Source organism: Brevibacterium limosum, assembly GCF_011617705.1.
GTDB lineage: Bacteria > Actinomycetota > Actinomycetes > Actinomycetales > Brevibacteriaceae > Brevibacterium > Brevibacterium limosum.
Map to the genome: position 1 here is coordinate 3772266 of NZ_CP050154.1, position 12376 is coordinate 3784641.

General features: G+C 66.7%; 12 protein-coding genes. All 12 read right to left on the reverse strand.

The features are described 5' to 3' along the window. Nucleotides 1-65 precede the first annotated feature (65 nt). Nucleotides 66-683 carry an ATP-binding cassette domain-containing protein gene (locus GUY37_RS16900; RefSeq protein WP_166828039.1) on the reverse strand — a complete coding sequence of 206 codons (618 nt, stop codon included), beginning with the start codon at nucleotides 681-683 and terminating at the stop codon, nucleotides 66-68. Next, a complete protein-coding gene (locus GUY37_RS16905; RefSeq protein WP_166828042.1) occupies nucleotides 680-1615 on the reverse strand; it encodes an ATP-binding cassette domain-containing protein in 936 nt (311 codons plus the stop codon). The genes GUY37_RS16900 and GUY37_RS16905 overlap by 4 nt, the downstream gene beginning before the upstream one ends. Next, nucleotides 1612-2394 (reverse strand): ABC transporter permease subunit, encoded by a 783-nt coding sequence (locus GUY37_RS16910; RefSeq protein ID WP_166828045.1) that lies wholly within the window; start codon nucleotides 2392-2394, stop codon nucleotides 1612-1614. The genes GUY37_RS16905 and GUY37_RS16910 overlap by 4 nt, the downstream gene beginning before the upstream one ends. Further along, nucleotides 2391-3341, reverse strand: coding sequence for an ABC transporter permease subunit (locus tag GUY37_RS16915; RefSeq protein ID WP_166828048.1), 951 nt, complete (start codon nucleotides 3339-3341; stop codon nucleotides 2391-2393). Before GUY37_RS16915 ends, GUY37_RS16910 begins: the two co-directional genes overlap by 4 nt. A 44-nt stretch (nucleotides 3342-3385) precedes the next feature. After that, nucleotides 3386-4978 carry an ABC transporter substrate-binding protein gene (locus GUY37_RS16920; protein ID WP_166828051.1) on the reverse strand — a complete coding sequence of 531 codons (1593 nt, stop codon included), beginning with the start codon at nucleotides 4976-4978 and terminating at the stop codon, nucleotides 3386-3388. A 93-nt stretch (nucleotides 4979-5071) separates the two neighbouring features. Beyond that, nucleotides 5072-5809 carry an urease accessory protein UreG gene (gene ureG, locus GUY37_RS16925; protein ID WP_166828054.1) on the reverse strand — a complete coding sequence of 246 codons (738 nt, stop codon included), beginning with the start codon at nucleotides 5807-5809 and terminating at the stop codon, nucleotides 5072-5074. Between the two features lie 66 nt (nucleotides 5810-5875). Further along, entirely contained in the window at nucleotides 5876-6757 is an 882-nt protein-coding gene (locus GUY37_RS16930) for an urease accessory protein UreD (RefSeq protein WP_166828057.1), read from the reverse strand. Then, nucleotides 6735-7472, reverse strand: a complete 738-nt coding sequence (locus GUY37_RS16935; protein WP_152345786.1) for an urease accessory protein UreF — start codon at nucleotides 7470-7472, stop codon at nucleotides 6735-6737. Before GUY37_RS16935 ends, GUY37_RS16930 begins: the two co-directional genes overlap by 23 nt. Before the next feature lie 8 nt (nucleotides 7473-7480). Continuing rightward, the gene (locus tag GUY37_RS16940) at nucleotides 7481-9193 is read right to left on the reverse strand and encodes an urease subunit alpha (RefSeq protein ID WP_166828060.1); all 1713 of its coding nucleotides are present in this window, start codon (nucleotides 9191-9193) and stop codon (nucleotides 7481-7483) included. Beyond that, entirely contained in the window at nucleotides 9186-9803 is a 618-nt protein-coding gene (locus tag GUY37_RS16945; protein WP_166828077.1) for an urease subunit beta, read from the reverse strand. The genes GUY37_RS16940 and GUY37_RS16945 overlap by 8 nt, the downstream gene beginning before the upstream one ends. Further along, on the reverse strand, nucleotides 9803-10105 hold the full coding sequence (locus GUY37_RS16950) for an urease subunit gamma (RefSeq protein ID WP_152345789.1): 303 nt from the start codon (nucleotides 10103-10105) through the stop codon (nucleotides 9803-9805). Before GUY37_RS16950 ends, GUY37_RS16945 begins: the two co-directional genes overlap by 1 nt. A 667-nt stretch (nucleotides 10106-10772) precedes the next feature. Continuing rightward, nucleotides 10773-11831, reverse strand: a complete 1059-nt coding sequence (locus tag GUY37_RS16955) for a hypothetical protein (RefSeq protein WP_166828080.1) — start codon at nucleotides 11829-11831, stop codon at nucleotides 10773-10775. Nucleotides 11832-12376: the final 545 nt, after the last annotated feature.

The window sequence follows — 12376 nt, forward strand, 5'->3', positions numbered from 1 at the left end:
TCAGAACGTGATGACGATCCTGGACCCGGCGGGGGCCGAGCCGGTTGAGGGCCCGCCGGCCGCGATCAGAGCGTGACGAAGGAATAGCCCACGTCGGTGGCGGCGACGAGGTCTCGGTCGTGGGTCGCCCAGACGATCGTCTTCCCCGCCTCGGCGAGGTCGTTGATGAGCCAGGCGATCCGTGCGGCATTCGACGAGTCGAGCGCCGCCGTCGGCTCGTCGCAGACGATGGTGTCGATGCCGCTGGCCAGCGCACGGGCGATGCACACGCGTGCCGCCTGACCGCCCGAGAGCTCGCCGCAGCGATGCTGAGCCAGCTCCGGGCCGAGCAGCGCCCGATCGAGCAGGGCCGGCAGGCCGAGGCTGTTCCCGGCACCACCGGAGGCAACACGGTCCCGTCCTGCACCACCGGCACCACGCGCGGCGCGAGTGTGTTCGATGACCTCGGCGACGGTCAGGCGCGGGTTGAGCCATTCGCGCGGGTTCTGCGGAACGAGCACCCCGAGGTCCCCCTCGATCTGCCCGCTGCTGGGCGTGAGGAAGCCCGTCATCGCCAGGCACACGCTGGTCTTTCCGCTGCCCGACGCGCCTTGAAGCACCGTCACCGTCCCCGCGGGGACGTCCGCGTCGACCGGTCCGACACGGGTCGAACCGTAGTCGATGACCACGTCTGTCAGCCTCATTTGGGCCCTCCCCCATCGACCGTACCCTCGCCGAGGCGGCGCAGCTCGTCCCCGGCCCTGTACACCCACGGCTTCGGTCGAGGCCCGTCGGCCAGCGGCAGCGGGTGCGCGCCTGCCGCAGGTGCGGCCGCGGCCAGGGCCTGAACATAGGCATTCGCGGCGCGACCGGCGAAGAAGTCCGCGACCGAGCCGTTCTCGACGATATGTCCGTTGAAGACCACGGCCACTCGATCGCCGGGACGGGCATTGCGCTGCAGACCCGACAGGTCGTGAGTCACCGCGAGCACGGCGCGGCTGCCGGCCGCTGCCTGTGCATTGAGCACGCCCACCACGGCGTCGGCCTGCTCGGGGTCGAGGCCCGCAGTCGGCTCATCGCAGGCGAGCAGCCGCGGGGACTTCGCCACCGCCGCCGCCAAGGAGATGCGCGAGATCTGTCCTCCGGAGACCTGATGCGGCAGCCTGCGAAGGATCGAGTTCTCCAATCCAAACGGTGCCAGGTCGGGACTGTCGAGCCCCGCCCGAGCGAACCACTCGGCCAGGCGCATCGCCGGCGGGAAGGTGTCCATGGCATTCTGCGGAGCCCAGGCGATCACCCCGCCACGTCGCATCGTCGCCATCGCGCGGCGCCCCCGACCGGTGCCGAGGTCGATCCGACCGCCTCCGGGTCCAGCCGCCTCGGCGATGTCGCGCTTCCCACGGGCACCCCGCCCATCACGGTCGCCGACGATCTCACTGAGATCCAGCACCCCGCTGACCTTCGCATCGACGGGACTGAGGCCGGCGAGCAGATTGCACAGCGTGGACTTCCCGGCCCCCGATTCGCCGACGAGCCAGGTGATGCCCCCGACGCGCATCCCGAGGTCGAGGGCTGACAGCACCTCACCGGTGCCCGGCAGACTCAGCGTGATGTCACGGAGATGAAGAGCAGTCACAGCGATCGGGGCCTCTCTCCGAGGCGGCGGGCCAGGATCGTCGGCGGCAGAAGCAGCAGCATGAGCGCACACGTCGGCACGACCAGCGTCCACCACGCCCCGACCGTCATATCCGACTGCCCCCACGCGATCAGCGGCCCCAGCGACACCGCGGCCGGATCGACACCGATCCCCAGAAACGCGGTCGTCGCCTCGTGCACGACCGCCGACGGGAAGATCACGGCCATGGCCGCCGCCACCCGTCCCCCGGCCGCCGGCAGCACGTGCCACCGAAGGATCTGGACTCGACCGGCACCGAGGCGCTGATCGAACCGCACCCACCCGGAGGCCCATTCCTCCCGCACCTTCGGTCCGATGAGCTGAGCCGCCAACGGCCAATGCGTCAGTGCCACGGTCACCATGATCGCCGTGCGACCACCACCGAGGATGCCGACGACGATGAAGGTGAACAGCATCGACGGCACGACCAAGGTGGCGATGAGCAGTCCCGTCGACACCTTCGACAGACCGTGAGACAGGGTCGAGATCACACCGAGGCCGGCGCCGATCGCGGTGGTCACGGCCGCGGTGATGAGCGCGGCCAGAGCCGAACCGCCCGCGGCATCCCACACGGTCACGGCCACGCTGCGACCGAAATGGTCGGTCCCCAGCAGCCCGCCGAGGCCCGGCGGCAGGAGTGCGCGCGAGAAGTCGGTGCCCTCGCCGGGCATGAACCGTCCGCAGATGAGCAGGATGAGCACGATCCCAAGCATGATGGTGCCCCAGATCCGCCGGTTCATGCGTACCCCTTCCCGAGCACACCGGCATCCGCACCGGCGGCGAGGAATCGGTCGTCACCGCCGGCGCCGAACGAGCGCACACCGAGCACCAGTCCGGTCGTGACGGCCGCGGCGATCGCCGTGACCGTGGCCAGCAGCGGCAGGTCGGCACCGGCCGCCGCCTCGACGAGGGCATTGCCCAGGCCCGGATAGGACAGGACCGCTTCGACGGCGGCCTCACCGAGCACGACGACGGGAACATAGATGACAGCCGGAGCCCGCACGGCCGCCACGACCGACGGCAGCACGGTGCGCACCCGTGCCGTCGAGGAGAAGCCGCGGCCGATGAGGGCGCGCGCCCACGGCGTCGACCACACCTCGGCGGCGGCGGATCGGGCGGCGGCGATGAGCATCGCCGACCACGCCAGAGCGATCGTGATCGCCACTGGAGGAATGAGGGTGATGGGGGCGCTGGTCGCCGGGTTCGGCAGCTGGCGTCCGAAGGCCACGACGATGATGAGCGCGATGAGGAACGACGGCACGGCCAGCCAGGCGCCGATGAGCCCCGAGGTGGCCGAATTGTGAGCGAGCCCGGGGAATCTGGCCAGCACCACGGAGGCGATGAGCACGATGACCGCAGTGATCACCACGGCACACAGGGTGGCGGCCATGGTGTTGAGTCCGCGGCCGAGGACCACCTCGGTCACATCAGTGTGCAGCAGCCGCGAATACCCGAGGTCACCGGTCGTGACCGTGGTCAGCAGCCACTGCCACCACACACCCGGCCAGCCTCCGGTGTCATAGGCGGCGGCGAGATTCTCCCGAGCCTCCGCGGAGGCGAATTCCCACCCGGCCACGGTGTGTGCCAAGGGGTTCGACGGAGAGGCCGCGGACAGGGCGAACACTCCTGCCCCGCCGGCCAAGCCGGCAAGGATCATCCCGCCGAGGACGATTCCGCCTCGGGCCACGATGTGCCGGATCCGGGATGACCTGGAACCGGTCGGGTGCGATGTCAGTTCTTCTTCCAGTCGGCCAGATTCCACCACGGTCCCCAATCGGAGCCGTGGACGTGTGGTTCGAACGTCGTGTCGGGAACATCCCAGTCTTCGGTGTCGGCGACGTAGGTGTGTTCGAGGAAGGCGACGATGAGGTAGCTCGGCGCCTCCATGTACTTCGACTGCACTTCGCGGTAGTCGGCATCGGCCTCGGCCCGGTCGGTTTCGACGGCGGCATGGTCGAGCAGCTCATCGGCTCCCGGGACCGCCATGTTCGCGGGGTTGTCGAAGACCCCGGAGGTCTTCGTCTGCGTGTGCAGCGAGGCCCTGATCTGGTGGTCGATATTGTAGGGCTGCTCGCCACCGGCGTAGACGATGGCCTGCCCGGCCAGGTCCTTCTCGATGTCGTCCCATTCCTGGCCCTTGATCTCGAGCTTCACACCGAGTTTCTCCAGCTGTGCGGAGATCTCGGCGGCGATGTCACCGCGCACCGTGTCTCCTGCCGGGTAGGTGACTGCGATGACGGCCTTCTTCCCGTCCTTCTTACGGACTCCGCCGTCGGCTTCCTTCCACCCGGCCCCGTCGAGCAGCTTCTTCGCCTCGTCGAGGTCGACGTCGAACTCGGCACCAGGGTCATAGGCGTCACCGTAGAACTCGCCGACCGGCGTCGAGGCGGGTGTGCCATGACCGGCGAGCACCTCGTCGACCAGCTTCTGACGGTCGATGGCGAGGTTGAGTGCCTTGCGGACCTTCGCGTCCTTGGTGAATGGGTTGTCGCTGGGCAGGGTGAGTCCGCGCCAGTCGGCGGTGCGGGCGGTATAGATCTCCTGCCCATCGCCCTTGATCTGGTCGACCGAGCGCGGGGGCACGGCGGCGCCGGAGACCTTGCCGTCCTTGACCGCCGCGGCCAGCGCGGAGGTGTCGGCATAGGCCTGCAGGGTCACGGACTTCAGCTCCGGCGTCGTCCGCCAGTAGTCGTCGCGGGCCTTGAGCACCGCGGTGTCCGCGGTGAGCGAGTCGAGGGTATAGGCACCGGTGCCCACGGGTTCGGAGTTGACCTTCCAGTCCGCGGCCGGCGTGCCCTCTTCGATGGCTTCGGACGGCAGGATGCCGACGGCCAAGCGCGAGGTGAAGGTGGGGGTCGGTTCGTCGAGTTCGAAGATGACCGTGTGGTCATCGGGGGTCTTCACCGTCTTGATCATGCGGAAGGCGTCGACGGATTCGGACGCCACCTCGGGATCGACGATGGCCTCATAGGTGGCGGCGACGTCCTTCGCGTCGAAGTCCGATCCGTCGGAGAAGGTGACATCGTCGCGCAGCTGCACCGTCCACTCCGTCGAATCGTCGTTCGACTGCGGCTCCTCTGCGGCCAGTGCCGGTGCGAGTTCGGGCATCTCCCCGGAACCGGAGTCTTCTTGCAACCGCAGCAGCCCGTCGTAGAAGGGAGAGTTGCCGTCGACGGAGTAGCCGTTGACGGGGTTGTACCCGCCGAGGTTCTCCGTGCCGATGACCAGGTCCGAGTCTCCCCCACTGGGGGCTTCGCAGCCGCTGAGCAGGAGCGCGAGTGCCCCCACACCGGCCGTCCAGGCCGTCGCCTTCCGTCTGTTCATCCGTCGTTCGACCGCCTGGGCGGCTGTCCTTCCTGTTCGTGTCTGCGCACCGAGTGGGGGTCGGGTCCGACCCCCACCTCGGTGACGGTGTCATCAGTGGCTGTGCGCGGCTTCGCCCTCGTCGTGGGTGTGCATGTATCCGCCGCCGTCGGCGTCTTCGTCGGCGTGGAAGTGCGGGGCCATCGGGCCCGGATCCACCGGGGTGTGGTCGCCCTTGACGAAACGGGCGTGGACCTCGCGGACCCAGTCGGCCAGGGCCTCGACGGTCTCGGGGATCTTCCGGGACACCCCGAGCACGGGGTGGCCCTCACGGGCCTCCTTCGCATCGGCGAGCATCTGTTCGACGTCGACGTCGACGTGAACGCCCAAGTCGATCTTGTTGATCACGAGCAGATCGGCGCGGCCGATTCCCGGTCCGCCCTTGCGTGCCACGTCGCCGCCTCCCGCGACGTCGAGGACGAACAGCTGTGCATCGACGAGTGCCGGGGAGAAGGTCGCGGTGAGGTTGTCGCCGCCGGATTCGACGAGGACGATGTCGAGCGGGTCGAAGTCCTCTTCGAGAGCCTCGACGGCGAGCAGGTTCATGCTCACGTCATCGCGGATCGCGGTGTGCGGGCAGGCACCGGTCTCGACGGCGCGGATGCGCTCCTCGGGCAGGACACCTGCGGCCTTGAGGAAGCGGGCGTCCTCATCGGTGTAGATGTCGTTGGTGATGACGCCGATGCGGAACTCATCGGCCAGGGCCGTGCAGATGTTCGCGATCGACGAGGACTTGCCGGTCCCGACGGGTCCGGCGATTCCCAGGCGCAGTGCGCGCTTTCCGTTGCTCATGGTCTCCTCCAATGTGCGTTGCGGTTGATGTGATGGTCTTCAGGATCTCGCCGAGGCGGCTCTGCGTCACCGGGGCACCGCCGACCAGCCGGTCTCCCGGCCCCAGGGTTCGCCGAGTTCGGTCAGGGCTGCGTCGAGGCGCTTGCGCAGAGCCAGCCCGTCGTCGCCGAGCGAGTTGACCTGCACGCAGGTCTCGTCGATGGGCAGCAGAGCCGATTTCGGATCGGCGATCGCGGTCGCACTCGGCAGTCCCCCATCGGGTTCGACGATGACGACCGAGCCGACGCCGAGGGATCCTCCGACCACGGACGGGGTGTCGAAGCCCTTCCCGGCGGGGCCGAGATCGAAGCGTTGGATGCTCAGGGGGCGGCCGCCTCGGCGGACATTGAGTCGGGAGCTGAGGTTCCCGGGATCCTCACCGTGGCGACCGAGCAGCAGCTCTTCGCGGAAGAACAGGCGAGCATCCTCGGCGAGGTCGATGTCGACACGGTGCGTGTGGTGGCAGCCTTGGGCGGCGATGACGGGTTCGGGCACCCAGATCAGGGTGCCGCCCGATTCGACGGTGACTCGGCAGTGCATGAGCGAGGGATCGCCGTGGGCTCCGGGCAGGACCAGGGTCGCCGAGACCTCGCGCAGCAGCAGGGTCGAGCCGGCACCGACGTGGACGTCGAAGATGTAATGGTCCCCGCCGAGCGGACCGGCCGCCGCAGTCGTCAGCGCCACCCGGGCGATGTCCGGGTCGCCGTCGACGAAGGGTTCGAAGCCGCTGGCTCCGGTGGGGCGTGGGACGAGTGGGGCCTGGCGGCGCAGTCCGTCGATGCGGGAGCGGGTGCGGCCGTTGGGGCCGGTGCCGTCCGTGGTCGTGGCGACCGAGGCCCGGCAGGTCATCCCGCTGGCCGACCCCTGCGGGTTGAGCGCCCAGGTCTCAGGAAGCGAAGAGTCGGACATTGTCCCCCTCGTGCAGTTCGGCGGCGAAGTCCGACAGCGGCGCGCTCAGCGCCGGAATCTCGGCCGGATCGCCGCGACCGAAGTCCGCGGCGCGTTCGGCCGCTTCGTCGAGGTCGGCGGCGAGGTCGATGATCGCACCGTGGGCCTGGAACGGATCGATGTGCATGAGCTTGACCGCCGCCGTCGCGGGACCTGTGACCGCCTCGTGGAGGATGGTCGCGGCCGTGTCGGCATCGCTCAAGCCGAGCACTCGACCGACCGCACCATAGACGAGCGGCTGCTGCAGGCCCTTCGGGAAGTCATCGAGCAGCGGGTGCGGATGGATGCTGCGCAGGGATCGGAGCATGAGCGTGCCCAGCCATGACCCGATCCGGCGCAGGGCCGGGGACGGGGTCCGAGCGATGAGCTCGGCGTCGAGATCGCGCAGGGCCGTCTCGGGGAAGGCGCCGGTCTCCGGGGTCGGCTCTGCGGTCGACGCGGAAGTGGGGGCAGCCTCGGCGAGGGCGCCCACATCCAGGGCATTCCACGCGGCCACAGCGAAGGCCGCGTTCATCAGTCCCGTCGTGTGCAGGCGACCGCGCAGGAAATCGCGCAGCCCGTCGATGTCGTTCACCCACCCCTGACGGATGGCCTGCTCGAGCCCCGCGGAATGGGCATACCCGCCGGTCGGCAGGCGCCCGTCGGCGAGGACGAGCAGTGCGGAGCGTGATCTCAAGCGCTGCCTCAGAACAGGAAGTAGCGCTGGGACATGGGCACGAACTCCGCGGGCCGGTGCTCGACGAGTTCCCCGTCGATCTTCACCGCATAGGTGTCCGTGTTGACCTCGATGTCCGGGCGGGCGGAGTTTTCGATCATGTCGTCCTTCGTGACCTTCCGCGTCGAGGTGATCGGCACGAAGTCACGCTGGACACGGTCGAGCTTGCCCGCGATGTCGTCGGCGATGGCCTGCTCGGACACGAACGCGAGGCTCGTGGCCGCCGCCGAGGCGGAGCGGTAGTTGAAACCGAGTCGCTCGGACACCGGCTGCGGGGTCGGGATCGAGGCGTTCGGGTCGCCGAGAGCGGCGACCGCGGCCATTCCGCCCTTGAACACGGTGTGCGGACGGACGGCGAACATGGAGGGCTGCCAGAGCACGAAGTCGGCGAGCTTGCCCGGTTCGATCGAACCGACATAGGAGTCGATCCCGTGGGCGATGGCCGGGTTGACCGTGTACTTCGCGATATAGCGGCGGGCTCGGTTGTTATCGGCCCGGTCGTCCCCGGCCAAGGGTCCGCGCAGCTTCTTCATCTGATGTGCGGTCTGCCAGGTGCGCATGGCGACCTCACCGATGCGGCCCATCGCCTGCGCGTCCGAGGACATGATCGACAGGGCTCCGAGGTCCTGGAGCACGTCCTCGGCCTCGATGGTGCCGGCGCGCACGCGCGATTCGGCGAAGGCGAGGTCGTTGGGCACCTGCGGGTTGAGGTGGTGGGCGACCATGACCATGTCGAGATGCTCGTCGACGGTGTTGACCGTGAACGGACGGGTCGGGTTCGTCGAGGCCGGGAGCACGTTGAGCTCCGAGGCGATCTTGATGATGTCCGGGGCGTGACCGCCGCCGGCACCCTCGGTGTGGAAGGAGTGGAAGGTCCGGCCGGCGACCGCTTTGAGCATGTCTTCGACGAATCCGGCCTCGTTGAGCGTATCCGAGTGGATGGCGACCTGGACTCCGGTGTCATCGGCCACGGACAGGGCCTTGTCGATGACGGCCGGGGTCGCCCCCCAGTCCTCGTGGATCTTGAAGCCGGCGGCTCCGCCGCGCAGCTGCTCGTACATGGCCTCTTCGTTCATCGTGTTGCCGCGGCCGAGGAACAGGACGTTGACCGGCCACGGGTCCATGGACTCGAACATCCGGCCCAGCCACCAGGGGCCGGGGGTGGCCAGGGTGGCCTTCGACCCCTCGGTGGGTCCGGTGCCGCCGCCGACCATCGTCGTGGTGCCGGCCATGAGGCCGACCTCGAACTGGTCGGGGCCGACGAAGTGGATGTGGGTGTCGATGGTGCCAGGGGTCATGATCAGACCATTGCCGCTGGCCACCTCGGTGTTGGGGCCGACGACGAGGTCCGGGTGGACACCATTCATCGTATCCGGGTTGCCGGATTTGCCGATGGCTGTGAACTTGCCGTCGCGGATGCCCACATCGGCCTTCACGACTCCCCAGTGGTCGAGGATGATCGCCCCGGTGATGATGAGGTCAGGGGTACCCTCGGCGCGTGTGCGCGAGGACTGGGCCATCGATTCGCGGGCGGACTTGCCGCCTCCGAAGACGACCTCGTCGCCGCCGGCGCAGTAGTCCTTCTCGATCTCGATGACGATGTCGGTGTCGGCCAGGCGCACCCGGTCACCTACGGTCGGTCCGAACGACGCGACGTATTCCGAACGCGAAATCTCAGCCATCCAACTCTCCTCTGCAGTCTCCGCGGAATCCCAGGGCGATGCGCGCACCCTGGATCGGGATCAGTTCGACTTCTTCATCGGCCCCGGGTTCGAAGCGCATGGCACCGCCGGAGAGCACGTTGAGGCGCTTGCCCCAGGCGCGGGCACGGTCGAACTCGAGGCCGGGGTTGACCTCGGCGAAGTGGAAGTGGGACCCGATCTGGATCGGACGGTCCGAGGTGTTGGCCACGTGCAGGGACGTCACGGCCAGTCCGGCATTGATCTCGACCGGTTCGTCCTTGAGGAAGATCTCGCCGGGGATGACGCGGTCGGCCGAGGTGACCGGTCGGTCGTGTTCCTGCCGGGGCGCCTGCCGTGCGCCGGAGCCGGGACGACGGGGGCTCGACGGGCTGCTCTCACCCGAGGACGGATGGCGTTCGCGGTCGCCGTCGATGCCGGGTTCGTCGATGACGGTGGTCTCGGCCTCGTCGTAGCTGCGGCCGGGGTCGTCGGTGGCGTGTTCGGCCTCGAGGTGGCGGTCCTCGGGCTGGAGCTCTTCGTTTTCGAACGGGTTGTCGTCGAGAGACTTGTTGTCGTCGTTCTGCTCGCCAGGGGCGTTCTCGTTGCTCATCATTGCAGCGGCCCCGTCACCGTGACGAGCTTTGTTCCGTCGGGGAACGTCGCCTCGACCTGAACCTGTGTGAGCATTTCGGGAACCCCTTCCATGACATCGTCTTTGGCCAGCACGTGGCGGCCGGATTCCATGAGGTCGGCGACGGATTTGCCGTCGCGCGCTCCTTCGAGCAGGTACGAGGTGATGATCGCCGTTGCCTCGGGCAGGTTGAGTTTGAGGCCACGGTCCTTGCGCTCGAGCGCAAGCTTTCCGGCGGTGTAGATCATCAACCGCTCTTGTTCGTACAGACTGAGAAACACTGCTACTCCCGGTGAAGTCGGCTGGACAGCGTCGATTCGCTCGGATGATCTGGAATGCCTGCGTCGCACCGGGTGGTTCCGACCCGATTCGCAACCGGCATCTCCTATGCCGGAATTCGGCCTCTCACCCGCGAGAATGCGCTCATGCTCGCTACTCTACCCACCGGCCGGGGCCAGTCAAGCCCGACGAGCGGGTCGGTTTCGATCGGTGACGGACACCACCGAAAATGCCGCAGGGGCGGTGACGGACACCACCGGGAAGGCGGAAAGATGCGGGGTCGGGGCCGCAAGGCGGCCGGGTCGGTGGCGCCGGGAAGGCGGCCGGGCCGGGAACACCGGAAAGGCGGCCGGGTCGGGCCGAGCTCAGACCGTGAGCGCGGCCATCCTCCGCGACCTCACCTGGTCGGAACGCCACCTCGTCGAGAACGGACCAGCTTCCGGGCTGAACCGCCAGCGGCCGGGACCTCTTGTCGCCTGGCGTCGAGATACGCGCAGCGCCAGCGGGCGTTATAGCGAATCGTCATCACGTTTTGCTTCCAATTTGGTCGATAGACCACTCTTAGTATGGGTCATCGGGTTTTGCTCCGATGACCTGTTCAGAGTGTGATGACGTTCGGGACCAAACGTGATGATGACGGGCACCAAACGCGATGAAGCTCTGTTGCTGTCACCGGCCCCTGCTGCCGACGAATCGTTTGAGGCCGGGTGCCTGCGAAAAGATCTTTGCCGAGAAGTCGCTGATATTGAGCAGGTCTCGGAACGCCAAGTGAATGACCTTGTAACCGGCGCCGAGCAGCCGATTCTGCTGCTCACCTTCTCGCCGCAGCAGCGATGAACCGACCAACGCGTACTTCCCACTGCCGTCAACGGCAATGATTGTGCGGGTCGCTTCGTGTAGAAAGTCCACGCGGCTGATGAAGCCACGACTGTCTGTCACAACTGCCTGCTGAGTAAACCCCTTCAGCTTCAGCACATTGAAGTTGAAGGAACAGTAGCTCTCAGCCAGGCTCTCGGACATTGGGCTCAGTGCCTCAGCCATGCGCATACTTGTGGCTTGGCCTGTCGTCATCCGAAGAATTGCAGGGTGGAACTCCTCTTCGATGCGTTGCCGAGCCTCAATCAGGAAGTCTTTTGGATATCCGAATTTCGGGTTGAAGCTCGGGTACTGCTCTATCGTCGCCTGTCGCAGGACCCATTCCAGCGCAGCATATGCCTCTCGTTGGCCCAGTTTCCGTATAAGCTCCAGCCCTGTTCGAACTGGCGAAGTAACAACAAGGTGACCCATCTGAATCTGGTCTTCCGCGGGAACTGTACATCTCAACCTGACGAGCTCGTTGGAACGCGAGTTGCTCTTCGGATGTTTGACCGAGATCCTCGTCGATTTGTCATCGTAAAGTGGGATTCCGTGAAGCACTGCGGCCGATGTTCCAGCAATCACATCATCGGGTCGATACCAGCGATAATTGCGGATCCGGATCGTCCGCAACAGCGACTGGTAGTCGAAGTCATCGAGCAGCTCGGACTCTGTCTTCCCGGCATGGAACTCCGTCCATTGCCGATCATCGATGAAGGAAGCTATTCGCCGATGTCCCGTGACTTTGCAATCTCGGGTCACCGAGTAGAGCCCCCGACAGAGTCGAAGCAGGCAACAGTTCTGTGCGTCAGAGACCGTTTTGGAGGAGATCCCTGCGGCGGAGAGTTCCTCACGATAGACCGTGTTGTACATCTTGCGAGTATCAGCGGCTCGTTCAATTGGAGAACACCTTTGGATTCTTGACTGTGGATTAGGCGGATTCGCGCACAGGCTCGAGGTGTGCGAGTCGACCGGTCCTCCACAGTTCACCGTGGTTGAGTCGCGCAGCTTCGCCGCACAGAACGCGATCACAGACGCGGTTCCGGGCAGAGCGGACAGGGCTCATAGGTGCTGACCGGAGTGGGCCGACGGATTGCCACGAATCACCTGGAAGCGACCTATCCGTCAATCCGACATTCAGGTGTGTGCGCAAGCCATGAACTGTACGGAAGTCAGTGCCAGGCAAGTCGGCATCCCCAGCCGCTGGCACTCGAGTGGACGACCCGTAGGGGCTTCGGCGGTTGCCGTCCTCTCGTTTTGCCCCTCGCCAGCGTCATCACCTTTGGTACCCAGGATCATCACGTGTTGAACAGATACTCGGGCTCTGCCTCGATGACCTGTTCAAAAAGTGATGAAGACAGGAAGTGACTCCGGATAAGTCTCGGCGGGCAACGAATGGCTCGCCTGCCAGGGACCGG